This window comes from Curtobacterium sp. RM9 (assembly GCF_054956955.1).
The window spans coordinates 2,442,337-2,465,791 of record NZ_CM143271.1 but is presented as its reverse complement, the minus strand read 5'-3'; the positions used below and the strand labels follow the sequence as shown (position 1 = coordinate 2,465,791).

Below are 23,455 nucleotides of genomic sequence, written 5' to 3'. Positions count from 1 at the left end.
GAGCGTGACGGATGTTGCCCGCTCGGTGGAGCGGCGCCCCGCGCTCGACGCGCGCACTGGAGGCCCGGTGCCGGTCTCGTGGACCGCCACCGGGCCTCCAGGCGGTCACCTCCGGGGCGTGGGACCGCAGCAGACGCGCGTACCGAGCGTGCAGGACACGCCGCGTGCGTGACGCCGGGCGGGCAGGATCCGTCGGCGCGCGACGCCGAGCGTGACAGATGTTGCACGCTCGGCGCCGCCCGCCCGGCCGCCGCCGGCCGCCCGGTCGCCCGGCCGCCGGGTCAGCGGCGCAGGGTCGCCCGGGCCAGGCGGTTGCCGAGGAACTGCCCGAGCTGCACGATCACCACGATGAGCGCCACCGAGACGTACACGATCCACCAGTCGTAGCGCTGCGACCCGTACTGGATCGCGTACTCGCCGAGCCCGCCGCCGCCGACGAGCGCCCCCTGCGCCGTCATGTCAACGATGCCGATGTAGATGAACGTGTAGCCGAGGATGAGCGGGCCGAGGCCCTCGGGGATGAGCACCGTCAGCAGGATCGACACCGGGTGCGCCCCGGATGCCCGAGCAGCCTCGACGACCCCGGGGTCGACCGCCAGCAGGTTCTGCTCGACGATCCGGGAGACCGCGAACGACGCCGCGAGCGAGATCGCGAACGTCACGGCGGGCACCCCGATGGTGGTCTGCACGACGACGCGGGACAGCGGGGCGATCGCGGCGAGGAAGATCACGAACGGGATCGGCCGGACGAGGTTCACGACCACGTTCAGGATCGTGTACGCGGTCCGGCTGCCGAGCAGGTTGCCCGGCCGGGTGGCGTACAGCGCGAGGCCGAGCGCCAGGCCGATGACGCCCGCGATGACGAGCGAGATGATCGACATGACGAGGGTGTCGCGGACCGCGCCGACCAGGATGTCGAACGTGTCGATGACGCTCTGGAACGAGTTGTTCACGCGGCGGCCTCCTCGTCGGTGGTGACCCCGTCGGCGCGCAGCGAACGGATCGCGGCGTCGACGGCGGCCGGATCGGCAGCGGACAGCTCGTAGGTGAGCGATCCGATGCGGCGCTCCCGGATCTCGCCGACGCCGCCGTAGACCAGCTCGGCGGTGACCCCGGCGGCCCGGAAGGCCTGGTCGATCCGGTTCTGCAGCCCGGCCTCGTCGGTGATCTGCACCGTGACGAGTCGCCCCGGGTGCCGTTCGCGCAACCGCACGAGGGTCTCGGCGGAGGGCCGGTCGTGCAGCGCGGTGCGGACGAACCGCTGCGTCGCGCCGGTCTGCGGGGTCGCGAAGACGTCGTACACGTCGCCGACCTCGACGACGCGGCCGTTCTCCATCACGGCGACCCGGTCCGCGATCTGCCGGACGGCGTCCATCTCGTGCGTGATGACGATGATCGTGACGCCGAGTTCCCGGTTCACCCGGCGGAGCAGGGCGAGCACCTCCGCGGTGGTCTCCGGGTCGAGCGCGCTGGTGGCCTCGTCGGCGAGCAGCAGCTCGGGGTTGCCCGCGAGCGCCCGGGCGATGCCGACGCGCTGCTTCTGCCCGCCGGACAGCTGCTCGGGGTAGGCGTACGCCCGGTCGAGCAGCCCGACGAAGTCGAGGAGCTCGGCGACGCGACGGTCGCGCTCCTCCTTGCCGACGCCTGCGACCTTGAGCGGGTACGCGACGTTGCCGGCGATGGTGCGGGAGCGGAACAGGTTGAACTGCTGGAAGATCATGCCGATCTTCCGACGCGCGAGACGGCGGTCCCGCTCGGGGATCGCCGTCAGTTCCCGCCCGCCGACGGTCACCGAGCCCGAGGAGGGCAGCTCGAGGGCGTTGACGAGACGGACCAGGGTGGACTTGCCGGCGCCGGAGTACCCGATGACGCCGAGGACCTCTCCCTGGTGCACGTCCAGGGAGACGTCCTCGACGGCCACCACGGTCTCGCCGGTGTCGGCGCGGCGGTAGTGCTTCGAGACGCCGCGGAGTTCGACGAGAGCGGGCACTACTGCTTGGCCGCCTTCGCGTCCTGCTCCACCTTCGCGAGCTCGCTCTGCAGCTTCGACGCGCTCTCGTCGCGGGCCACGGCCTCGGGCAGGTCCTTCTTGAAGGCCTTCTGCACGGCGTCGTCCTGGAACAGCTTCGCGAGGGCGAGGTACGTCTTGTCGTCCTCGTCGGCCTTGCGCACGGCGAAGACGTTCACGTAGGGGGCGGCGCTCGCGCTGGACGGGTCGTCCTGGTAGATGATGTCGCCCGTCGGCAGGTTCGCCGCGGTGGCGAAGTTGTTGTTCACGACGGCGGCGGCGACGGAGCCCTGCTGCAGCGCGTTCGCGGTCTGCGAGGCGTCGAGGGGCTGCACGTCGACCTTCGACGACTCGATGTCCGTCGTGGTCGAGAACGCGGACCCGCCGTCCTTGAGCTCGACGAGCTTCGCGGCCTGCAGGATGAGGAGCGCGCGCGCCTGGTTGATGGCGTCGTTCGGGATCGCGACCTTGGCGTTCTCCGGCAGTGCGGACGGCTCGTCGTACTTCGTCGCGTAGAGCGGCAGCGGGTAGACGGCCGTCGAGCCGATCGGCTGCAGGTCGTCGTTCGAGGTGACGTTGTAGTCCGCGAGGTACTGGATGTGCTGGAACTGGTTGATGTCGATCTGCCCGTCCTTGAGGGCGGGGTTCGGCAGCGAGTAGTCCGAGAAGTTCGTCAGCTTGACGGTGACGTTGAGCTGCTTCTTCGCGAGGTCCGTGTAGGTGCTCCAGTAGCCGAGGGACTTGTCGGCGACGCCGATGGTGACGGTCTTCGCGGGCTTGTCGGCGGCGGCACCGGTCGTGTCGGAGCCACCCGAACGGACGGCTCCGACGATGACGGCCACGACGATCGCCACGACGACGACCGCGGCGGCGACGATCCAGCCGATCGGGCGCTTGCCCTTCGGCTTCTCGGGCAGGGCGGGTGCTGCGGACATGCGTGCTCCTCGTGGGACGTTCCGGTCCGCGGTGGGACCGGGCGGTGCTGTGCTGTGGGGACCGCGGACGAGCGCGGCGTGCGTCCGAGTGTGCCCGGCACCCGTGGCCCGAGCGAGTTGCGTTCCGTCGTGTTACACCGCCCGTCACGTGCCGCCGTTGGTTGACTGGTCCGGTGCGCAGCATCGAACTCGTCCTCGACCCCGCGTCGGACGCGGCCGTCCGGGCGGCGTGGGACGCCCTCACCGCGGCCGACCTGCCGAGCCTCGGCCGCTCGGGGACGAACAGTCCGCACGTCACCCTGACGGCCGGTGACGACCTGCCCGTCCCGAGCGGTCTCGACGCGCCCGTACCGACCGTGGTGCGGCTCGGCGGCGTGCTGCTCTTCCCCGCCGGCCCGGGACGGTCGGTGCTCGTCCGTGCCGTGGTGGTCGACCCGGTGCTCGCGGCGTTCCACGGTGCGGTGCACCTGGCGGCGCCGGGCGGCGTCGACACCGCACAGCCGGGCGCGTGGTCGCCACACCTCACCTTCGCGCGGCGGGTCCGGGACGCGGACCTGCCGGCCGCCGTGCAGGCACTCCGCACCGCGCCCCTGCCCGAGACGCTGACCGTCGGCGGCGTCCGCCACTGGGACGGGGTCACGAAGACGGTCACGCCGGTCGCGTGACGCGCGGGGCGGACGAGCCACGTGCCTCCGGACCGCACCGTGGTGCGGAACGCCGTTCGGGAGGCGCGGCTCAGACCCGCAGGACCCGCTCGCCGAACGCGGACGCGAACGTCCGCTCGGGGTCGGCCGCCGCCACGAGGCGGCGCACCTCCGGCAGCCGCGGGTACAGGTCCTCGACGGCGTCGGCGTCGAGCGAGCTCATCTTGCCCCAGTGCGGGCGGCCGGCGAACGGGGCGAGCAGGGCCTCGAGGTCGGGCAGCAGCGCGGCCACCTGCTCCGGGTGCTTCTGCCAGGTGAAGGCGATGCAGAGCGCGTCCTCGCCTTGGGTCGCACCGAGCCAGGACCCGTCGGCTGCCATCGTGCGCAACTCGCACACGTGCAGGTGCGGCTGGATCCGGTCCGCGATGGTGCGCAGCGCGTCGAGCGCGGCGGCCGCGTGCCGGAGCGGGACGAAGTGCTCGCTCTGCACCTCGGACCCGTGGCTCGGGACGCTCTCGATCGGGAAGTGCGGCAGCCGGTCCCACCACGGGCCGACCGAACCGTCCCGCGCCGTGTGGTGGCCGTCCGCCGGGCCGCCGGGGAGCCGCGGGGCGCCGAGCAGCTCGTCCGGTACCGCGACGTCGTCGGCCCCGTCCGGCACGCGGGACTTCAGCAGGACCTCGCTGATCGTGTCGCCGAAGACCGTGTACGAGCAGACGGAGTACGCGCTCGCGTGCACCTCGGCCACGTGTGCGGTGAAGACGTCCCACGGGATCGGGCCGTAGGTGTCCTGGCGCATCCGGTAGGCCGGCTGGACGTCGAGGGTGACCCGCGACACGATGCCGAACAGTCCGAGGTGCAGGACGGTGCCGTCGAAGCCGGGGTCGTCGCGTGCGATCGTCCGGATCGTGCCGTCCGCACCGATGACCTCGAACGAGCGGACCGCGGTCGCGAGGGACCCGAGCGTCGTCCCGGACCCGTGCGTGCCGGTCGCGATCGCGCCACCGAGCGAGATGTGCGGCAGCGAGCCCTCGTTGTGCAGGGCGAAGCCTGCGGCGTCGATCGCCGGCGCGACGATGCCGTACCGGGTGCCGGCGCCCATGGTCGCGGTCCGGGCCTCCGGGTCCACGACGAGGTCGGTCGGGATGCCGGTCAGGTCGAGGAGCACGCCGGCGCCGTCCGCGACGTCGTTGAACGAGTGCCGTGTGCCGAGGCCGTGCACGCGGCGTTCGCGGGCGACGATCTCGGCGGCCTCGGCGACGGACGCCGGGCGGAGGACCCGTTCGGCCGTGTAGGTGACCGTGCCGGACCAGTTCAGCTCGCTCGTCGTCGACCGCATGTCGCCCACGATGCCAGCTGCGCCCGGCGGCGGCTCAGTGCGCCATCGGGGCGGGCGTGCCCTCGGCGTTCTCCGGTCGGCGGACGAGCGCGCACGTGACGATGCCGGCGAGCGAGATGAACGCGCCCACCAGGAACGCGGTGCGGACGCCCGAGGCGGTCGCGGCCGCCACCGCGTCGGCACCGGCACCCGTCGCGGCCGAGGCGGCCCCGATCGTGAGCAGCGTGACGAACAGCGCCGTGCCGGCCGCGCCCGCCAGCTGCTGGGCGGTGCCGAGGACCGCGCTGCCGTGCGAGTAGAGCCTCGGCGGCAGCCCGCCGAGCGCCGCGGTGAACAGGGGTGTGAAGGTCAGTGCGAGCCCGATGCTCAGCACGACGTGGGCACCGAGGACGAACCACACGCTCGTGTCCGTGCCGACGGTCGCGAGGGCCCACAGCACCGCACTGACGATGATCGACCCCGGGACGAGCAGCACCCGCGGACCCCGGCGGTCGTAGATCCGGCCGACGACGGGGGAGAGGAGGCCCATGATCAGGCCGCCGGGCAGGAGCAGCAGACCGACCTGCAGGACCTCGAGCCCGAGCACCCGCTCGAGGTAGATCGGCAGCAGGATGAGCGTGCCGAACATCGCCATGAAGCTCAGCCCCATCGCGACGATCGGGATCGTGAAGCCCTTCGTGCGGAAGGTGCGGAGGTCGAGCAGTGCCGAGTCGGAGCGCTGCAGTCGGCCCTGTCGGACGATGAACAGCGCGAGCGCCACGGCACCGACGACGAGCGACGCGACGGGCACGAGCGGCCCGGTGGACCCGGCCTCACCGATGCTCGACAGGCCGTACACGATGCCGCCGAAGGCGAAGGCGGAGAGCACCACGGACACCACGTCGAGCGGGGCCTTGCGCGGCGTCGAGACGTTGCGCACCTTGACCATGCCGAGCACGAGCGCGGCGAGCGCGATCGGCAGCACGAACCCGAACAGCCAGCGCCACGAGAAGGCGTTGAGGATGAGGCCGGAGATCGTCGGGCCGATCGCGGGTGCGACGGAGATGACGATCGAGATGTTGCCCATGATGCGCCCGCGGTGGGCGGGCTCGATGAGGGTCAGCACGGTGGTCATCAGCAGCGGCATCATGATCGCGGTGCCGCTGGCCTGCACGATGCGGCCGACGAGCAGCATCGCGAACCCGGGCGCGAGCAGAGCGATCAGCGTGCCGGCGGAGAACAGGCTCATCGCCCAGACGAACACCGGTCGGGTGTCGAAGCGCTGCAGGAGGAAGCCGGTGACCGGGATCACCACGGCCATCGTGAGCAGGAAGCCGGTGGTGAGCCACTGCCCGGTGGCGGCGCTGATGCCGAGGTCGTCCATGAGCCGCGGCAGCGCCACGCCCATGATCGTCTCGTTGAGGATCACCACGAACGCGGAGACGAGCAGCAGCCCGATCACGAGGCGGGTCTCGCCGGGGGAGGGCTGTGCGACGCTCCCGGTGCGGGGGGCGGACTCGACGGCCTGGGTCATGCGGGGCTCCTGGTGGCTCACGATCGTGGGACGAGGGGGCGCGACGGGCGCTGACGGGTCAACTCCCTGAGTGGATGCGAGCATTCCGCTTCCTGCCGACATCGGCGCGTCGCGGGCTCGGCCCGGCCACGGAGCGCGGTCGCTCAGTGCAGGATCGCGAAGCCCTCGCTGTCACCGTGGGGGACGACCGTGCGCAGGGAGACGTCCGTCACCGTCGCCGACGGCGGCCCCTTCCGCAGGAACTCCATCAGCGCGTCCACCGCCGGGGAGGGGCCCTCGGCCTCCACCTCGACGGTACCGTCGAAGCGGTTCCGGGCGTACCCGGCGAGCTCGAGCCCGTCGGCCTTCCGTGCGGTCCAGTACCGGAAGCCGACCCCTTGGACCGTCCCCGACACCACGGCGTGCATCCTCGTCACCGTCGTCATACCGGCCAACCTAGGCGCGCGGTCGGACCGGGAGTTTTCGGCGCTGTTTCCGGTTCGTGAAACCCGCTGCTAGAGTCACCGCTACCCGAACACATCGAGTCACCATGACACTTACTCCTGAGCCTCCCGTCCGCGTCGCGGTCTCCACCGTGATCGTCGCGCTGCGCCCGCACCCCGACACCGGCGCGCCTGCGCTGTGGACCCCGCTCGTGCGGCGCGTCACCGAGCCGTACGAGGGTTCGTGGGCACTGCCCGGCGGTTGGGTCCGGGCCGACGAAGGGCTCGAGGACTCGGCCGCGGCGCGCCTCCGCGAGACGACGAACGTGCAGCCGCGCTACCTCGAGCAGCTCTACGCCTTCGGCGACGTCGACCGGTCCCCGACCCGCGTGGTGTCGATCGTGTACTGGGCGCTCGTGCACCCCGACGACGCCGGCACGGTCCCCGAGGACTGGAACGTGCGGTGGTTCCTCGCGGACGAGCACCCGCCGCTCGCCTTCGACCACGACCGCATCGTCGAGTACGCCCTCTGGCGTCTGCGGAACAAGATGTCGTACTCGCGGATCGCGCAGGCGTTCCTCGGCGACCGCTTCACCCTCGCCGAGCTCCGCGGCGTGTACGAGGCCGTGCTCGGACGCACCCTCGACCCCGCGAACTTCCGGAGGCAGGTGGCGCAGTCCGACGCCGTGCTGCCGACCGACGAGACCACGAGCGGGGGTCGGCACCGTCCGGCCCGGCTGTACCGCTCGAACCCCGACCTCGCCTACGCGGACAACGGCCCGCTCGGCTCGGGGGCCCACGAGCACCAGCACCGAGCCAGCACGAAACGGTAGGAACCGCAGTGTCCATCGCCACCACCATCGACCTCATCTCCAACGGCAAGGCCGCGGGCAGCACCTGCACGCCCGACCTCGCGATGCCGACGTGGGACTTCGACGCGGTGCCCGGGTACGGCCCCGGCTCGTCGATGTCGGACGTCATCCCGACGAGCGCCCCGCGCCAGGGCGTGCTCCCGGACGAGTACAAGACCGCGCCGGTCGACGAGCTGCACGAGCGCATCGAACGGGCGAAGGCCACCCTGGGGGACCGGGTCGTCGTGCTCGGGCACTTCTACCAGCGTGACGAGGTGGTGCGGCACGCCGACTTCCTCGGCGACTCGTTCCAGCTCGCCAACGCCGCCCTGACCAAGCCGGACGCCGAGGCGATCGTCTTCTGCGGCGTGCACTTCATGGCGGAGACCGCGGACATCCTCGCCCGTGACGACCAGCGTGTGATCCTGCCGAACCTCGCGGCGGGCTGCTCCATGGCGGACATGGCCGACATCGACAGCGTCGAGGCCGCTTGGGCCGAGCTGACCGCCCTGTACGGCACCGAGCCGGACGCCGACGGCCGTGTGCCGGTGGTGCCCGTCACGTACATGAACTCCGCCGCCGACCTCAAGGCGTTCTGCGGCCGGAACGGCGGCATCGTCTGCACCTCGTCGAACGCCGCCACCGTCCTCGAGTGGGCGTTCGAGCGGGGACAGCGCGTGCTGTTCTTCCCCGACCAGCACCTCGGCCGGAACACCGCGAAGGCGATGGGGATCAGCACCGACCGGATGCCGATGTGGAACCCGCGGCTGGCGGGCGGCGGGAACGAGGCTGCCGAGCTGCTCGACGCGCAGGTCATCCTCTGGCACGGCTTCTGCTCGGTGCACCGCCGCTTCACCGTCGACCAGATCGAGCAGGCCCGCCGCGAGCAGCCGGGGGTGCAGGTCATCGTGCACCCGGAGTGCCCGATGGCCGTGGTCGACGCTGCGGACGCCGCGGGCAGCACCGACTTCATCCGGAAGGTTGTCGCAGCCGCCACCGAGCCGACGGCCTTCGCGATCGGCACCGAGATCAACATGGTGAACCGGCTCGCGGCGGAGTACCCGCAGCACACGATCACCTGTCTCGACCCCGTGGTCTGCCCCTGCTCGACGATGTACCGGATCCACCCCGGCTACCTCGCCTGGGTGCTCGAGGCGCTCGTTGACGGCGAGGTCCTCAACGAGATCGTCGTGCCGGCCGACGTGCAGGCGGACGCCCGGGTCGCGCTCGAGCGCATGCTCGCGGCGAAGCCCCGGGGCTGACGAGGAGGCACCGTGCACGTCGTCATCGTCGGCTCCGGGATCGCCGGGCTCACCGCTGCGATCCGGTCCAGCGCCCGGCACGACGTCACCCTCGTGACCAAGGGCGTCCTCACCGACGGAGCGACCCGGTACGCGCAGGGCGGCGTCGCCGTCGCCCTCGGTGCCGACGACTCCGCCGGGCTGCACGCCGCGGACACCCACGTCGCGGCCGCCGGCACCGCGGACCGTCGCGCCGTCGACGTCCTCTGCACCGACGGCCCCGCGCGCGTCCGTGACCTCCTCGCACTCGGCGTGCCGTTCGACCGCACGACGGCGCCGGACAGCATCGACCGCCACGGCGACGACCTCGCCCGCGGTCGCGAGGCGGCCCACGGTCGCTGGCGCGTCGTGCACGCCGACGGCGACGCCACGGGAGCCGCGATCGAACGGACGCTCGTCGACGCCCTGCACCGCCGACACGTGACGATCCTCGAGCGCACCTGCCTCACCGACCTCGTGGTCCGCGACGGCGCCGTCGTCGGCGTCGACGTGCTCGACCTGCTCGGCGAGCCGCGTCGCATCGACGCCGACGCCGTGGTGCTCGCGTCCGGGGGAGCGGGACACCTGTTCCGCGAGACCACGAACCCGCTCGTCGCGACGGGCGACGGTGCCGCGGCCGCCTGGCGCGCCGGCGCCGTCCTCGCCGACGTCGAGTTCGTCCAGTTCCACCCGACCCGGCTCGCGGTGCCCGACGGTGGCCTCGTCTCCGAGGCCGTCCGCGGCGAGGGTGCCGTCCTCCGTGACGCCCGCGGCCGGCGGTTCATGCCGGCGGTGCACCCGGACGCCGAGCTCGCCCCGCGGGACGTCGTCGCCCGCGGGATCGCCGCCGCGATGCGCGACCAGGGCGGGGAGCCCGTGCTCCTCGACGCCACCGGTCTCGACCCGGCGTTCCTCGTCCGCCGGTTCCCCGGGCTCACCAGGGCGACGCGGGCGGCCGGGTTCGACTGGACCCGTGAGGGTGTCCCGGTCGCACCGGCCGCCCACTACTGGATGGGTGGGGTTGCGACCGACGCCGAGGGCCGGACGAGCCTGCCCGGGCTGCTCGCGGTCGGCGAGGTCGCGTGCACGGGTGTGCACGGCGCGAACCGGCTCGCGTCGAACTCGCTGCTCGAGGGACTCGTCTTCGCGGTGCGCGCCGCCGACGCGCTCGACGCGCCCCGGCCGGACCGGCTGCGGCTGCGCGGGGACGCCGGGCTGGCCGTCCGCACCGTGCGTCGGCCGGGAGGCGCGCCCCACCTCGACGACGCCGGTCACGGAGCCGGAGACGCCGGTCTCGACACCGTCGGCCGCCTGGACGACGCGGGGCGCGCCTCCCGTCCGGACCGGACCGGCCACGAGCCGGAGGTGCGCGGCGTCGTGCAGCGTCTGATGACCGACCACGTCGGCCTGCTCCGCGACGCCGCGGGGCTCGCCACCGCCCGGCGCGGACTCGACCGCCTCGCGGTCGGGGCGCCCACGACCGTCCGCGACCACGAGGACCGCGCCCTCCTCGACCTCGCGCGCCTCGTCACCCGCGCCGCCGAGGCGCGCACCGAGTCCCGCGGGGCCCACGCCCGGACCGACCACCCCGACACCGACCCGTCGGCACCCGCGTCCCTCGCCTGGGTCGCAGTCCCCACGTCGACGCACGCCCTCGCCCCGCAGGAGGTACCCGCATGACCATCGAACCCGGCACGATCCCGCCGCACGCCCTCCGGCGCGTCATCGAGACCGCCCTCGAGGAGGACGCGCCGTGGGGCGACCTCACGAGCGAGACCCTCGTCCCCGCCGGGGCGACCGCGACGGCGACGCTCGGGGCCCGCGAGTCCGGCGTCCTCAGCGGCGGCCCGGTCGTCACGGCTGTCGTGCACGCCGTGGACCCGACCGTCGACGTCGAGCTGCACCGCGCCGACGGCGAGCGGTTCACGCCCGGCGACGTCCTGGCGACCCTGCGCGGCGACGCCCGGGCGGTGCTCCGTGCCGAGCGGGTCGCGCTCAACCTGGTGCAGCGGATGTCCGGCGTCGCGACCGCGACCGCGACGTACGTCGCAGCCGTCGCCGACACCGGCGCGCGCATCGTCGACACGCGGAAGACGACCCCGGGCCTGCGGGCACTGGAGCGCTACGCCGTGCGGTGCGGCGGCGGGCACAACCACCGCACGTCACTGTCCGACGCGGTGCTCGCGAAGGACAACCACCTCGCGGTGCTCCTCGCCAGCGGGACCGACCTCGGCGACGCGATCCGCGGCGCCCGGGAACGGCTCGGGCACACCGTGCACCTCGAGGTGGAGGTCGACCGGCTCGACCAGGTCGAGACCGTCGTGGCGGCCGGCGTCGACACGATCATGCTCGACAACTTCACGCCGGAGCAGCTCGTCGAGGGCGTCCGGCTCGTCGCCGGGCGGGCGCTCGTCGAGGCGTCGGGCGGGGTCTCGCTGGCCACGGTCGCGGCGATCGCGGCGACCGGGGTGGACGTGATCTCGGTCGGGGCGCTGACGCACTCGGCGCGCGCGCTGGACCTCGGACTCGACATCGACGTCGACGTGACGGCAGCGGCAGGCGCCTGAGCCGTGTTCTACCTGGACCGAGCGGCCACCACGCCCGTGCGGCGTGAGGTCCTCGAGGCGATGTGGCCCTACCTCACGGGGACCTTCGGCAACCCGTCGTCGACGCACGGCCTCGGGGACGCCGCCGCACGCGCCCTCGCAGACGCCCGGGCGCGGGTCGCCGCGGTGCTCGGGTGCCGACCGGGCGAGGTCGTCTTCACCACCGGCGGCACCGAGGGTGCGAACACCGCGGTCAAGGGCATCGCCCTCGCCACGCCGCGCGGCCGACACGTCGTCACGAGCGCGATCGAGCACGAGGCGGTGCTCGCGAGCTGCGCCTACCTGGAGCGGTTCCACGGCTTCACGGTGACGGTGCTCCCAGTCGAGTCCGACGGGCGCCTCGACCCGCAGCGGCTGCGCGAGGCGCTGCGCCCGGACACCACGCTCGTCTCCGTCGCCCACGCGGACAACGAGATCGGCACGGTGCAGGACGTCCCGGCGCTCGCCGCGGTCGCGCACGAGGTCGGCGCGCGCTTCCACACCGACGCCGTGCAGTCGGCACCGTGGCTGGCCGTCGGCCCCGCGGTGCTCGGGGTCGACGCCGTGTCCCTCTCCGGGCACAAGCTCGGCGCACCGAAGGGCACGGGCGTGCTCGCGGTCCGCGCCGGGGTCCCGATGGAGCCGCTGCTGCACGGCGGGGGGCAGGAGCGGGGGAGGCGCTCCGGCACCGAGGACGTCGCCGGTGCCGTGGCCGTGGCGACCGCGTTCGAGCTCGTCGCCGCCGGACGCGCTGCGGCGGCGTCGCACGCGACCGTCACGCGTGACGCCGTCCTCGACGGCGTGCTCGCCGCCGTCCCGGGGTCGTTCGTCACCGGGTCTCGGACGGCCCGGCTCCCCGGGCACGCGTCGTTCTGCTTCCCCGGGGTGAACGGCGAGACCGTCCTGCTCGAGCTGGAACAACGGGACGTCGTGTCGTCGTCGGGCAGCGCCTGCGCCGCGGGGAGCACCGAGGTGTCGCACGTGCTCACGGCACTCGGCCTGCCGGAGGAAGTGGCGCGGACCGCCGTGCGGCTGACCTTCGACGCATCCCTGACCGAGGCCGACGTGTCGGTCGTGGTGGACGCGGTCTCCGCAGCCGTCGACGCCGTCCGAGCCCTCGCATGACCGCCCCGAAGGTGTACTAGACGTTCTACTCCATGACTGGGGTCGTGTCCCCCCTTCTGCGGACAGTCGAAGTGCGCCAGAGTGGAGTCATGGCAAACGCGATCACGACTCGGGTCCGGCAGGAGGACCACTTCCGAGCGGTCCAGCTCCTCCCCGCACCCGCGACGGTGGCCGCGTTGGTCCTGGCCGCGCAGCACGACCTCGGCAGCGTCCCCCTCGGGATGATCGCCGTCGTCGGAGCCCTCGCGACCGTCGGGAGTGCCCTGCTCCCGATGGTCCGTCCCGCGGCGGTCCGTCGGTCGATGCCCGCGCCGACCGAGACGGACCGGTACCGAGAGGACACCGAACACCCTTGAGGACCAGCACCACCGCGGACCGACCCCCTGCGGACCCGGTGGTGCGACGAGCCGGACGCCGTCCCTGATCGGCGTCCGGCGCGGGGCGCGACACCCCTGATCCGTCGCGCCCTGCCGGACCCCGTGACCCGTCGGGGGCGTGGCCGCCGTACCCCTGAGCGGCGGTCGTCCCCCCTCCGCCCCCGGCGGGTCACGGCTCAGGCGCGGTCGACGACCGGTGCCTGCGTGCCCGGCCAGACGTAGTCGAGGTCGTCCGGCACGTCCGGGAACAGCGGTCGGTAGTGCTCCGGTGCCTTCTGCACGAGCTTCGACCGGTGGGAGCGGTGCACCGCGGGGTCGTTGTTCCACGCCGGCACCGGGTAGTCGCCGCGCTCGTACGCCGCCAGGTCCTCCGGGACCCGCGCGAGGTCGACCAGGGTCTTCTCCAGGCAGGTGTCGGCGTGCCCGCGCTCCAGCCAGACCCGGCACGTCGCGTCCTGGTACGCCATCAGTGCCGGACGGAACCCGCGCCACATCGCGACGACCGGGTGGTGCTGCCAGCCGTAGTCCGGCAGGGTCAGCGCGCGCATCACCTGGAGCGTCTCGACCCGCTGCTTGCCGAGTCGCCGGTCGTCGAGCACCTCGGCCGAGGCGCGGAAGTCCGGGTACGGCAGGAACGTCTGCATGCCGCGGACGGTACGCCGCGCCGCTGGCACGCTCCTCATGGCGCCGGGCGCCGGGCGCCGGGCGCCGGGCGCCGGGCGCCGGGCGCCGAGCGCGGGCATGCGACACATGTCGTCACACGCCGGACGCGTCCTCGCCGGGCGTGTGAGCATCGGACCCATGAGCGGAGAACTCGTCGTCGGCGTCAGCGGCAGCCCGTCCGACCCGTCCCGGACCTCGACCCTGGTCGCGGCCACCGTGGCGCGGCTCGGGCAGGAGATCGAGGACGCCCGGACCGAGATGGTCGAGATCGCCCCGCTGCTCGCCGACCTCGGCGCCGCGGGCTCCCGAGAGGGGATGTCCGACCGCACCCGCCGCGCGCTCGAGACCGTCGAGGCCGCCGACGTGCTCGTCGTCGGCAGCCCGGCCTTCCGCGCCGCGTACTCCGGCGCGTTCAAGCTCTTCTTCGACTGGGTCGGGCAGTACGACCTCGTGGACACCCCCGTGCTCCTCACCGCGACGGGCGGCAGCGATCGGCACGCCCTGCTCGTGGAGCACCAGATGCGCCCGCTGTTCGGGTTCTTCCAGTCGACGACGCTGCCGATCGGGGTGTTCGGCAACGAGCGGGACTTCGTCAAGCGCGCGGGCGGGTACGACATCGGGAGTGTCGACCTCGAGCTGCGGATCGACCAGGCCGTCACCCGGGCGCTGCCGATCATCCGCGGGGGCTTCGCGACGGCGGGCCTGCACGACGTCCGGCGCCCCGCCGACTTCTGATCCGCCGCGCGCCCCCGACGCCCGTGACTCGGCGCGGCCCGGCCCGGCTGTCCGTGCTCGCTCGAACGTGCAGGACACGCCGCGCGCGAGTCGCCGCCCGGGCAACATCCGTCACGCTCGGGCGCGAGCGCGACGGATCTCGCCCGCTCGGGGGCGAGCGCGCCCCGCGCCTCCAGGCCGGGGGACTCAGCCGAGCAGGGACGCGACGTGCGCGACCGCCAGGCGGTACCCGTCGGCGCCCGCGCCGGCGATGACCGCCGTGGCCGCGGTGGCCACGTGGTCGACGTGCCGGAACGGCTCGCGCTTCCACGTGTTCGACAGGTGCACCTCGACCACGGGGACGGACAGCGCCTCGACCGCGTCGTGCAGCGCGACCGAGGTGTGCGCGTAGGCGGCGGGGTTGATCACCACGCCGACGAAGTCGTCGAGCGCCTCGTGCAGCCACTCGACGAGTTCGCCCTCACGGTTGGTCTGGCGGAAGTCCGCCTCGAGCTCGTGCACGGCCGCCTCGGTGTGCACGATCGCCTCGATCTCGGCGAGCGTCACCGTGCCGTACTGGGTCGGGTCGCGGCGTCCGAGGATGTCCAGGTTCGGGCCGTTGAGGACGAGGATGCGCGCGGGGCCGGTCATGCGCCGAGCCTACCGAGCCCGGACACACGCGAGACGGTCGGAACCCGCCGGTACCCATACCCCGGCTATGTGAACGGTCACATCCGGGTGTAGCGTTCCCGTCCGGGTCGGCACGGTTGCTGACTGCAACACATTGATGTGGAGTGTGAATGGTTCTCGCTGCAGCGAACAACGGGATCCGGCTCGACTTGGGCTGGGTCGACTACTTGATGATCATCGTGTACTTCGCGGTCGTCATCGGCATCGGGTTCACCGCCCGCCGGCAGGTCCGGACGAGCATGGACTTCTTCCTGTCGGGCCGCTCGATGCCCGCCTGGATCACGGGCCTGGCGTTCGTGTCCGCGAACCTCGGTGCGACCGAGATCCTCGGCATGGCCGCCAACGGTGCGCAGATCGGCATGGCGACCCTGCACTACTACCTCGTGGGCGCCGTGCCCGCGATGGTGTTCCTCGGCCTCGTGATGATGCCGTTCTACTACGGGTCGAAGGTCCGCTCGGTGCCGGAGTTCATGCTCCGCCGCTTCGGCAAGGCCCCGCACCTCGTGAACGCCATCGCGTTCGCGGTCTCGAACGTGCTCATCGCCGGCATCAACCTCTACGCGATGGCGATCGTCATCGAGGCCATGCTCGGCTGGCCGGAGTGGCTCGCGATCATCGTCTCCGCGGGCTTCGTGCTCGTCTACATCACCCTCGGTGGCCTGAGCAGCGCAATCTACAACGAGGTCATGCAGTTCTTCGTGATCATCGCCGGGCTCATCCCGCTGACGATCGTCGGCCTGCACCGCGTCGGCGGCTGGGACGGGCTGTCGTCCGCCATCGTGAAGACCCAGGGCGTGCAGCACCTGCAGGCCTGGGCCGGCACCGGTTTCGGTGACGTCACGAACCCGATCGGTGCGAACTGGCTCGCGATCGTGCTCGGCCTGGGCTTCGTGCTCGGCTTCGGCTACTGGACCACGAACTTCACCGAGGTCCAGCGCGCGTTCTCGGCGAAGAACATGTCGGCCGCCCGCCGCACCCCGCTCATCGCCGCGATCCCGAAGCTCTTCATCCCCGCGATCGTGGTGATCCCCGGCCTCATCGCTGCGGCGGTCGTCGGCAACCAGTTCGCCTCCGGCGCGCTCGACTACAACGACGCGATCCCGAAGCTCATCCAGATGTACCTGCCGACCGGTGTGCTCGGCGTCGCGGTGACCGGTCTCCTCGCCTCGTTCATGGCCGGCATGGCCGCGAACGTGTCGTCGTTCAACACGGTCTTCACCTACGACATCTGGCAGCGCTACATCAAGCCGAACATGCCCGACCTGCACTACCTGAAGACCGGGCGCTGGGTCACGGTCGCCGGTGTCCTGATCGGCATCGCCACCGCGTTCATCGCCGCGCAGGCGTCGAACATCATGACCTACATGCAGACGCTGTTCTCGTTCTTCAACGCGCCGCTGTTCGCCGTGTTCATCCTCGGCCTGCTCTGGAAGCGGATGACGACGCAGGGTGCGCTCTGGGGGTACGTGCTCGGCATCGTGACGCCGACCATCACGTGGGTCGCGTACCTCGTGAACCCCGACCTGTTCGCGACCGCCACCGCCGAGACCCTCTACGGCGCGATCATCTCGTTCGTCACCGTCCTCGTCGTCGGGTTCGTCGTGTCGATGCTCACGAAGCCGAAGCCCGAGCGGGAACTCGGCGGGCTCGTCTACGGCATCGGCAAGATCGACCTGCACGGCGACTCGGTCGCGACGGACACCGCCTGGTACCGCTCGCCCGCGCTGCTCGGCACGGTCGCGCTCGTCCTGTGCGTCGTCCTCTACCTCCCGTTCCTCTGATCCGCGAAGGAGATCGCTCATGCGTGACAACAACACCGCGATGACCGAGGAGCAGCAGGCCCTCGTCCGTTCCACCCGTCGGCTCGACCTGCGCCGCATCCTCGGCGGCCTGTTCGTGGTCTACGGCGTCATCACCACGATCGTCGGCATCGTGCACTGGGACACCGACCCCGAGAAGACCGGCGGCATCCACATCAACCTCTGGGTCGGGTTGTCGATGCTCGCCGGCGGACTGTTGTTCTTCCTGTGGGACCGGCTCGCGCCGGTCCCCGCGGAGGACATCCTCGGCCAGGCTCAGGCGGAGGAGCACCAGAAGGCCGCGGGCGAGGGGCGCGAGCTGGCCTGACGCCCACGTGTCGCAACGACGAGGTCGCTGTCTCTGTCGGAGACAGCGACCTCGTCGTCTCCGCCCGCTCCGCGGCCGTCCCGGTCTGGAGGCGCGGTGCTGCCCCGCCTCGTGCCTCCTGCCCGCCGCGGTGCGGGTTGACGGCACGGAACTCCCGTCCGTAGTATTGACATGTCGACCGTGTGTTGCTCGGTCGGAAGTGAGCCCCGGATACGCCTGCAGCCAGCGCGGGCCCGGGGTTTCGCGCTGTCCGGGGGTCGCGCGTCGCAGGTCGTCAGTGCACCAGGACGACGTCGCTGCCGATCTGGTCGTCAACGCCTGCGCGATGTGCACCGCACGCGAGGTCGGCGAGCGCGACGAGCGGCTCCTCCGCCCCACGGACGTGGTCGTGGCGGACGGAGCGCCCGACACCGCGTCGGCGGAGCGCGTCGAACATCGAGCGATCGGCATCATCCGCCGCTCTGCCGCGCGACTCCAGGACCAGGGCCGGTACACCTCGCTGTTCCAGTTCCCAGACGAGGCGCTCGAGGCAGGAGCGTCGGCGACGCTCGACGCGAGCGGGTGCGCCTTCGTACCGGACGACGACGATCGCTACGGCGCGAGCGAGCAGGTCGAGCCAAGAGAACCGCTGCGTCGTGAGCGCTTCGTACCAGTGCAGCTTCCGCATCCGCGACGGCGTACGTGACCGGATCTCGGCCCGTATCCGGTCCTCGTCAGTGACGGCCACCACGACGGCGGCGAGGACGTAGGCGGTGTGGTCGAGCCCACCGCCCGGCTCCGACTCGTCGACGTACGCCCGCATCGCCGTAGTGTATTGGACATCAGATCGTACCGACGTGCAACAGTTGCGCGACGAGCGGCGCAGGGGCAGCTTGGACGTCCATGGACACCATGGTCTTCATCAACCTCCCCGTCGCCGACCTCGACCGCGCGAAGGGCTTCCACGAGGCCCTCGGGTACTCGATCAACCCGGACTTCACCGACGAGACCGCCGCGTGCGTCGTGGTGAGCGACACCGTGTACGTCATGCTCCTCACGCACGCGAAGTTCCTCGAGTTCACGGACAAGGCGATCGCGGCGCCGGACACCATCGAGGTGATCAACTCCCTGAGCGCCGCGTCGAAGGACGACGTCCACCGGATCGTCGACGCCGCCGTGGCCGCGGGCGGCACCGAGGACCGGCCGGAGATGGACCTCGGCTTCATGTTCCAGCGCAGCTTCACAGACCCGGACGGGCACCGCTGGGAGTACGTGTGGATGGACCAGCAGGCGATGTCCGGGGAGACCGACAAGATGGAGGGATGACCTCCGAGCCCGCCGCCGTGCCCGTCTCCGACCTCGTCGTGGGGGAGGACGGGCTCGCCAGACCGGTGTGGGCCGCGCAGGACGCGATGCTCCGCGAGTACTACGACACCGAGTGGGGCATGCCGGTGCGCGACGAGCGCGGCGTGTTCGAGCGCCTCTCGCTCGAGGCCTTCCAGTCCGGGCTGTCGTGGCGCACGATCCTCGCGAAGCGCCCGGCGTTCCGAGCCGCGTTCGCGGACTTCGACCCGGACACCGTCGCGGCGTTCGGCGAGGAGGACGTCGAGCGGCTCATGGGCGACGCGGGCATCGTCCGGAACCGGGCGAAGATCACGGCGACGATCACGAACGCGGCGGCGACGGTCACCCTCCGGCGGGACGGGGGTCTCGCGGCCCTCGTCTGGTCGTTCCGCCCGGCGTCGACGCCTGCGCCGCGGACGGCGGCCGAGGTCCCGACGACCTCCGACGAGTCGGTCGCGCTCTCGAAGGCGCTGCGGAAGCGCGGGTTCGCGTTCGTCGGCCCGACGACGATGCATGCCCTGATGGAGGCGCTCGGCATCGTCGACACGCACCTGGTCGGCAGTCACCGGCGCGGGAGCTCCGGCGTCTGGAGCTGACCACCGCCACCCGGTCCGGGCGCCCGGCGCAGGGCTAGGGTCGCGACATGAGTTCCGCGAACCCGCACGTCCGGCCCGTGCACCCCGTCGAGGCCCGCGTCGTCGAGGTCCCCGCGGACGCGCCGGTGCCGGATCCGGAACCGACGGACGACCCGGTCCGACCCGAGCACGACCCCGCTGCGGTGCGGATCGTGTTCCTGGTGTTCCCCGGTCTGACGCTGCTCGACCTCGTCGGGCCGGCGCAGGTGCTGTCCCGTGTCCCCGGCGCCCGCGTGGCGTACGCCGCGTCGACGCTCGCCCCCGTCGGCACGGACTGCGGTCTGCCCGTGGTGCCGACGACGACGCTCGCCGAGGTCACCGCGGCGGACGTCCTCGTCGTCCCCGGTGGTGAGGGTGCCTTCGACGCGATGCTCGACCCGGACGTCGTGGCGTTCGTGCGCCGCGAGGCCGAGCGCGCCACGTGGGTGACGTCGGTCTGCACGGGGGCGTTCGTCCTCGGGGCGGCCGGGTTGCTGGCGGGGAAGCGGGCGACGACGCACTGGGCCTCGGCGCCCATGCTCGAGGCGTTCGGTGCGCAGCCCGTCGCCGCGCGCGTGGTGGACGACGGCGCCGTGGTCACCGCGGCCGGCGTGAGCGCGGGGATCGACATGGCGCTCTGGCTCGGCGCCGAGCTCGCGGGTCGGCCCGTCGCGGAGCGCATCCAGCTGCAGATCGAGTACGACCCGCAGCCGCCGTTCGACGCCGGGTCGGCCGAACGGGCGGACGCCCGGGTGGTGGCCGAGGCCCGTGCCGCGGCGGAGCGGGACCGCGGTGACCGGGTCCAGCGGGCGGCAGCAGCCGTCATCCGCTGACGTGCGGCAGGAAGCCCTTCAGTCGAGCGGCAGCTTCATCTGCACGGCCGTGACCCCGTACCCGAGTCGCTCGTACAGGTCGCGCGCGCCGTCGTTGTAGCCGAAGACGTTGAGACCGATGCTCGTCGCGCCCTCCGCGCGGGCGACGCGGTGCCCGGCCTCGAGCGCACGGCGGGCGTGGCCGCGGCGCCGGTGCACCTCGTCGATCTCGACGTTGAACACCCACCACTCCGGGCTGCCGGCCGCGAAGGCTCCGATCCACAGGTAGCCGACCACGGCTCCGGCGTCGTCGACGACGTCCCACACGTGGTGGTCCGGCAGCGGTGCACCGTCGGGGAACCACTGGTCGAGGGAACGCTGCTTGTTCGCCTCGGCCTGCTCGCGCGTCTCGCCGGCCTGCATCCGGGACTCGACGTACTCCGCCATCGTGGTGTCGAGCCAGGCGGGCAGCCGGTCGGCGGGCATGTCCACGAGCCGGGTCGTCGTCATCGGTTGCCCTTCGAGCCGCGGCGGGGCTTGCCCTTCATGCCGCGCTGCGCCCGACCCCGGCCGGAGGAGTTCTTGCCGCCGCCGCCCTTGCCGCCGGTGCCCTTCGTCGCACCGCGCTTCGCTGCGGACGACGACGTCCCGGCCTTCGCCTTGCCACCGGCGGAGCCGGAGCCGGAGCCGCCACCGGAACCGGCACCACTCCCGGAGCCGGCACCGCCACCGGAACCCGCACCGCCCGCCGGACGTGACCCGTCCGCATCGGAGCGATCTGCGCCTCCCGGCTGGTCCGCCTCGGACCGTGAACTGTTGGCGGTCCGCCCGCGCACCACGCCGATGAACTCGGCCGTCGCGTCCGACGCGTCCTCGTCCCGCCAGACGAGCGCGACGCGGGTGCCCGGGGAGTCGGCGAGTTCGCGGGCGACGAGGCCCTTCCGGCTCGCCTTGCGGAACAGCGACTGCGGCAGGACGACGACACCGACGTTCGCCTCGACGAGGTCGAGCGCGCCGTCGACGTCGGCTGGGACCGGCCCGGCGTCGACGACGTGCAGGTCGGCGAGGTCGTCCGCGGTCACGGTCGTGCGGTCGGCGAGTGCGGAGTCCTTCGGCGTCGCGACGACGGCCGTCTCGGTCCAGAGCGGGATGGCGTTGAGGTCGTCGGGGACGGGCATCCGCACGAAGGCCATGTCCACGTCCCCGGCCAGCGCCGAGGCCACCTCGTCCGACCCGATCGGGCGGAGGAGGAGCTCGATCGAGGGGAAGCGCTCCCGCCAGACGCGCGCCCACTTGGCGGGGGAGACCCCGGGCACGAAGGCGATGGTGAGAGCCGCGGTCATGCAACCGAGCATAGGGGCCGTACCCTTGTCACCATGGCGCAGGAACAGACCATGAAGCCCGAGACGGCCGCGAAGAAGCTCGGCATCCTGCTGGCGGCGGCCCCGGAGTCCTTCCGGGAGACGCCGATCAGCCGCACGGCCTTCGACGAGCTCCGTACCGAGCCCCCGTCGTGGCTCGAGGACCTCCGACGCGACGGCCCGCACCCACGCCCGGTCGTGGCCCAGAAGCTCGGCGTGTCGATCTCCGGCCTCACCCGCGCCGGCATCGACGAAGCGCTGACGACCGCCGAGATCAAGACGCTGCTGCAGGAGAAGCCCGAGTGGCTGGTCCGTGAGCGGGAGACGCAGGCCGCGGTGCACGCCGAGAACGCCCGGGTGAAGCAGGAGCGCGCCGCCAAGGCCGCTGCTCGCGCCGAGGACTGACCCCGCACCACCGCTCCGGGACCGCACCGTGCACGAGACCGTCGCCGACGCCATGCTCGTCGTGCCGCAGTTCGCGTCGGTGTGCTGCATCGTCGGCGATCGGTACCGGCCCCGTCCGGGCGTCGTGGTGCCGGCCGCGGTGATGCTCGTCGCGATGGTCCTGCCGGTCGTGCAGGTCGGCGCGGTGTGGACGCTGCTCGCCTCGACGGTGCTGCTGCTGCTCGCACCGCTGCCCGTGATGCGCCGCCGCCGTGCGGACGGTCGCCGCGCGGAGCCGATGGACGTGCACCGAGCGCTCTCCGCGGTCGTGATGGCGGGGATGCTCCTGACCGGGCACGCTTCCGGGGTCACCGACGCGCACGCGGGGCACGGTCTCGTCCTGATGGCCGTGCTCGGTGCCGGGGTGATCGGCTACTGCGCGTTCAGCGGTTGGCTGCTCCGGTACGAGTGGGGTGGTGAGGACCGTCGAGCGATCCGCAGCGGTGAGGTCTTCGCGATGACCGTCGCGGTCGTCGGCATGACCCTCGCGATGTAGGCGTCCGCCCGCCGACCCGGTGGCGTCGAGTCGTGCCGAGTCGGTAGCGTCGGGCTGTGTCCGATCGTGCCCCTCGCCGCCCCGACCCGGCCGTCCCACGCCTCGACGAGGTCGACGAGCGGATCCTCTGGACCCTGGCGGCCGATGCCCGGATGCCGAACAACCGGCTCGCCGCAGCGGTCGGGATCGCACCGTCGACGTGTCTCGCGCGCGTCCGTGCCCTCGAGGACGCCGGCGTGATCCGCGGCTACCGCGCCGAGGTCGACGTCGCCCGGCTCGGGTTCGCGATCGAGGCGATGGTGTCCGTCCGCGTGCACGCCGCCGCCCGCCACGAGCTCCGGGAGTTCGCCAAGCGCCTGCTCGCGGTCCCCGTCGTGCAGGACGTGTCGTTCCTGGCGGGCGACAAGGACTTCCTCGTGCACATCGCGTGCACGTCCACGGAGCAGCTCCGCGACTTCGTCGCCGACGAGCTCAGCGGGGACCCGTCGGTCGCGACGACGCAGACGAACATCGTGTTCGAGCGGCTCGTCGCGGACCGACAACACCAGGGCCGGTCGTTCGACGAACTCCGACGTTGGCGGGCCTGAACAGGGCTTCCTCGGCTGGGCCTCAGCGGGTGCGGGTCATCGGGACGTGCGGGATGCGGTCCTCGGAGTAGTCCTCGCCCGACCGCACGAACCCGAAGCGGCCGTACCACTCCTCGAGGTGCGACTGCGCCCCGAGGTGGATGACGGGGGAGCGGGCCTCGGCGATCGCGGCCTCGATGAGCCGTCCGGCGAGCCCCTGACCGCGGGAGGCGGTGGCGGTCGCGACCCGACCGATGCGCTCGCTGCCGTCGGGTTCACGGAGCAGCCGGACGGTCGCGTCGACCGACCCCTGCCCGGCCCAGAACTGGATCGTGCCCGGTTCGAGGTCGCGTCCGTCGATGTCGGGGTACGCGCACTCCTGCTCGACGACGAAGACGTCCTGTCGCAGTCGGAGGATCTCGTGCAGCGTCACGATGTCCACGTTGCGAGTCGGGGCGTTGAAGATCGGGACCACGTCCGGCCTTTCCTGACATTTTCTTCCGAAACAGGATGCGTTCCGGTGCAGAGCGGCGTACATTGCCGGTCAACCACTCTACGTGCGCAGC

The 23,455-nt window shown here is 72.4% G+C and carries 28 protein-coding genes and 1 pseudogene; 16 read left to right on the top strand and 13 right to left on the bottom strand.

Annotation, left to right across the window (positions count from 1 at the left end):
• Positions 1–281 precede the first annotated feature (281 nt).
• The 4 genes and pseudogenes from ACY3FI_RS11665 to ACY3FI_RS11650 all read right to left on the bottom strand — a co-directional run bounded on the left by ACY3FI_RS11665 (position 282) and on the right by ACY3FI_RS11650 (position 2,943).
• Positions 282–953: a methionine ABC transporter permease gene (locus tag ACY3FI_RS11665; protein WP_462547696.1), complete on the bottom strand. Its 672-nt coding sequence runs from the start codon at positions 951–953 to the stop codon at positions 282–284.
• Positions 950–1,336: an NIL domain-containing protein gene (locus tag ACY3FI_RS11660; protein WP_462550355.1), complete on the bottom strand. Its 387-nt coding sequence runs from the start codon at positions 1,334–1,336 to the stop codon at positions 950–952. Before ACY3FI_RS11660 ends, ACY3FI_RS11665 begins: the two co-directional genes overlap by 4 nt.
• Before the next feature lie 123 nt (positions 1,337–1,459).
• Positions 1,460–1,921 (bottom strand): annotated as a pseudogene (locus ACY3FI_RS11655) (methionine ABC transporter ATP-binding protein); the annotation flags it as partial.
• 68 nt (positions 1,922–1,989) lie between these two features.
• Positions 1,990–2,943, bottom strand: coding sequence for a MetQ/NlpA family ABC transporter substrate-binding protein (locus ACY3FI_RS11650; RefSeq protein ID WP_462547695.1), 954 nt, complete (start codon positions 2,941–2,943; stop codon positions 1,990–1,992).
• Between the two features lie 173 nt (positions 2,944–3,116).
• Between ACY3FI_RS11650 and ACY3FI_RS11645 the strand changes: the two genes are divergently transcribed.
• Positions 3,117–3,608: a 2'-5' RNA ligase family protein gene (locus ACY3FI_RS11645; RefSeq protein WP_462547694.1), complete on the top strand. Its 492-nt coding sequence runs from the start codon at positions 3,117–3,119 to the stop codon at positions 3,606–3,608.
• A 70-nt stretch (positions 3,609–3,678) separates the two neighbouring features.
• Here ACY3FI_RS11645 and ACY3FI_RS11640 read toward each other — a convergent pair whose 3' ends face one another.
• The 3 genes from ACY3FI_RS11640 to ACY3FI_RS11630 form a co-directional block, all read right to left on the bottom strand.
• Positions 3,679–4,926, bottom strand: coding sequence for an FAD-binding protein (locus ACY3FI_RS11640; protein ID WP_462547693.1), 1,248 nt, complete (start codon positions 4,924–4,926; stop codon positions 3,679–3,681).
• A gap of 34 nt (positions 4,927–4,960) precedes the next feature.
• A complete protein-coding gene (locus tag ACY3FI_RS11635; protein ID WP_462547692.1) occupies positions 4,961–6,439 on the bottom strand; it encodes an MDR family MFS transporter in 1,479 nt (492 codons plus the stop codon).
• 143 nt (positions 6,440–6,582) lie between these two features.
• Positions 6,583–6,864 carry an acylphosphatase gene (locus tag ACY3FI_RS11630; RefSeq protein WP_462547691.1) on the bottom strand — a complete coding sequence of 94 codons (282 nt, stop codon included), beginning with the start codon at positions 6,862–6,864 and terminating at the stop codon, positions 6,583–6,585.
• A 104-nt stretch (positions 6,865–6,968) separates the two neighbouring features.
• Between ACY3FI_RS11630 and ACY3FI_RS11625 the strand changes: the two genes are divergently transcribed.
• From ACY3FI_RS11625 to ACY3FI_RS11600, 6 genes are all read left to right on the top strand, one after another.
• A complete protein-coding gene (locus ACY3FI_RS11625; RefSeq protein ID WP_462547690.1) occupies positions 6,969–7,694 on the top strand; it encodes an NUDIX hydrolase in 726 nt (241 codons plus the stop codon).
• A gap of 8 nt (positions 7,695–7,702) precedes the next feature.
• A complete protein-coding gene (gene nadA, locus ACY3FI_RS11620) occupies positions 7,703–8,974 on the top strand; it encodes a quinolinate synthase NadA (protein ID WP_462547688.1) in 1,272 nt (423 codons plus the stop codon).
• A gap of 12 nt (positions 8,975–8,986) precedes the next feature.
• Positions 8,987–10,672, top strand: a complete 1,686-nt coding sequence (locus ACY3FI_RS11615) for an L-aspartate oxidase (RefSeq protein ID WP_462547687.1) — start codon at positions 8,987–8,989, stop codon at positions 10,670–10,672.
• Positions 10,669–11,559 (top strand): carboxylating nicotinate-nucleotide diphosphorylase, encoded by an 891-nt coding sequence (gene nadC / locus ACY3FI_RS11610; RefSeq protein WP_462547686.1) that lies wholly within the window; start codon positions 10,669–10,671, stop codon positions 11,557–11,559. Before ACY3FI_RS11615 ends, nadC begins: the two co-directional genes overlap by 4 nt.
• 3 nt (positions 11,560–11,562) lie before the next feature.
• A complete protein-coding gene (locus ACY3FI_RS11605) occupies positions 11,563–12,702 on the top strand; it encodes a cysteine desulfurase family protein (RefSeq protein WP_462547685.1) in 1,140 nt (379 codons plus the stop codon).
• Between the two features lie 89 nt (positions 12,703–12,791).
• Positions 12,792–13,058 carry a hypothetical protein gene (locus tag ACY3FI_RS11600; protein WP_462547683.1) on the top strand — a complete coding sequence of 89 codons (267 nt, stop codon included), beginning with the start codon at positions 12,792–12,794 and terminating at the stop codon, positions 13,056–13,058.
• A 197-nt stretch (positions 13,059–13,255) separates the two neighbouring features.
• Here ACY3FI_RS11600 and ACY3FI_RS11595 read toward each other — a convergent pair whose 3' ends face one another.
• Positions 13,256–13,723, bottom strand: coding sequence for an MSMEG_6728 family protein (locus tag ACY3FI_RS11595; protein WP_462547682.1), 468 nt, complete (start codon positions 13,721–13,723; stop codon positions 13,256–13,258).
• A gap of 157 nt (positions 13,724–13,880) precedes the next feature.
• Between ACY3FI_RS11595 and ACY3FI_RS11590 the strand changes: the two genes are divergently transcribed.
• The gene (locus ACY3FI_RS11590; protein ID WP_462547681.1) at positions 13,881–14,477 is read left to right on the top strand and encodes an NAD(P)H-dependent oxidoreductase; all 597 of its coding nucleotides are present in this window, start codon (positions 13,881–13,883) and stop codon (positions 14,475–14,477) included.
• Between the two features lie 186 nt (positions 14,478–14,663).
• Here the strand turns inward: ACY3FI_RS11590 and aroQ are convergent, their stop codons facing one another.
• Complete coding sequence (gene aroQ, locus ACY3FI_RS11585; protein WP_462547680.1) at positions 14,664–15,107, bottom strand: type II 3-dehydroquinate dehydratase; 444 nt, start codon at positions 15,105–15,107, stop codon at positions 14,664–14,666.
• Between the two features lie 149 nt (positions 15,108–15,256).
• On the opposite strand from aroQ, the gene ACY3FI_RS11580 reads away from it, so the two are divergent.
• Positions 15,257–16,927 (top strand): sodium:solute symporter family protein, encoded by a 1,671-nt coding sequence (locus ACY3FI_RS11580; RefSeq protein WP_462547678.1) that lies wholly within the window; start codon positions 15,257–15,259, stop codon positions 16,925–16,927.
• Positions 16,928–16,946: 19 nt separating this feature from the next.
• A complete protein-coding gene (locus ACY3FI_RS11575) occupies positions 16,947–17,273 on the top strand; it encodes a hypothetical protein (RefSeq protein ID WP_462547677.1) in 327 nt (108 codons plus the stop codon).
• A gap of 274 nt (positions 17,274–17,547) precedes the next feature.
• On the opposite strand, the gene ACY3FI_RS11570 is transcribed toward ACY3FI_RS11575, so the two are convergent.
• Positions 17,548–18,075: a DUF3800 domain-containing protein gene (locus ACY3FI_RS11570; RefSeq protein WP_462547676.1), complete on the bottom strand. Its 528-nt coding sequence runs from the start codon at positions 18,073–18,075 to the stop codon at positions 17,548–17,550.
• Between the two features lie 80 nt (positions 18,076–18,155).
• On the opposite strand from ACY3FI_RS11570, the gene ACY3FI_RS11565 reads away from it, so the two are divergent.
• The 3 genes from ACY3FI_RS11565 to ACY3FI_RS11555 are packed head-to-tail and all read left to right on the top strand — an operon-like array spanning position 18,156 to position 20,043.
• Positions 18,156–18,578: a VOC family protein gene (locus tag ACY3FI_RS11565; RefSeq protein WP_462547675.1), complete on the top strand. Its 423-nt coding sequence runs from the start codon at positions 18,156–18,158 to the stop codon at positions 18,576–18,578.
• Entirely contained in the window at positions 18,575–19,192 is a 618-nt protein-coding gene (locus tag ACY3FI_RS11560; RefSeq protein WP_462547674.1) for a DNA-3-methyladenine glycosylase I, read from the top strand. Before ACY3FI_RS11565 ends, ACY3FI_RS11560 begins: the two co-directional genes overlap by 4 nt.
• Positions 19,193–19,239: 47 nt before the next feature.
• On the top strand, positions 19,240–20,043 hold the full coding sequence (locus tag ACY3FI_RS11555) for a DJ-1/PfpI family protein (protein WP_462547673.1): 804 nt from the start codon (positions 19,240–19,242) through the stop codon (positions 20,041–20,043).
• 18 nt (positions 20,044–20,061) lie between these two features.
• Here the strand turns inward: ACY3FI_RS11555 and ACY3FI_RS11550 are convergent, their stop codons facing one another.
• Both ACY3FI_RS11550 and ACY3FI_RS11545 read right to left on the bottom strand, forming a co-directional pair.
• Positions 20,062–20,532, bottom strand: a complete 471-nt coding sequence (locus ACY3FI_RS11550) for a GNAT family N-acetyltransferase (RefSeq protein ID WP_462547671.1) — start codon at positions 20,530–20,532, stop codon at positions 20,062–20,064.
• A complete protein-coding gene (locus ACY3FI_RS11545; protein ID WP_462547670.1) occupies positions 20,529–21,365 on the bottom strand; it encodes a LysR family transcriptional regulator substrate-binding protein in 837 nt (278 codons plus the stop codon). Before ACY3FI_RS11545 ends, ACY3FI_RS11550 begins: the two co-directional genes overlap by 4 nt.
• A gap of 33 nt (positions 21,366–21,398) precedes the next feature.
• Here ACY3FI_RS11545 and ACY3FI_RS11540 point away from each other — a divergent pair, with 33 nt between their 5' ends.
• The 3 genes from ACY3FI_RS11540 to ACY3FI_RS11530 are packed head-to-tail and all read left to right on the top strand — an operon-like array spanning position 21,399 to position 22,910.
• On the top strand, positions 21,399–21,788 hold the full coding sequence (locus ACY3FI_RS11540; RefSeq protein WP_462547669.1) for a DUF5997 family protein: 390 nt from the start codon (positions 21,399–21,401) through the stop codon (positions 21,786–21,788).
• Between the two features lie 28 nt (positions 21,789–21,816).
• Entirely contained in the window at positions 21,817–22,323 is a 507-nt protein-coding gene (locus ACY3FI_RS11535) for a hypothetical protein (protein ID WP_462547668.1), read from the top strand.
• A gap of 56 nt (positions 22,324–22,379) precedes the next feature.
• Positions 22,380–22,910 carry an Lrp/AsnC family transcriptional regulator gene (locus ACY3FI_RS11530; protein WP_462547667.1) on the top strand — a complete coding sequence of 177 codons (531 nt, stop codon included), beginning with the start codon at positions 22,380–22,382 and terminating at the stop codon, positions 22,908–22,910.
• A 22-nt stretch (positions 22,911–22,932) separates the two neighbouring features.
• On the opposite strand, the gene ACY3FI_RS11525 is transcribed toward ACY3FI_RS11530, so the two are convergent.
• Positions 22,933–23,364 (bottom strand): GNAT family N-acetyltransferase, encoded by a 432-nt coding sequence (locus ACY3FI_RS11525; protein ID WP_462547666.1) that lies wholly within the window; start codon positions 23,362–23,364, stop codon positions 22,933–22,935.
• Positions 23,365–23,455: the final 91 nt, after the last annotated feature.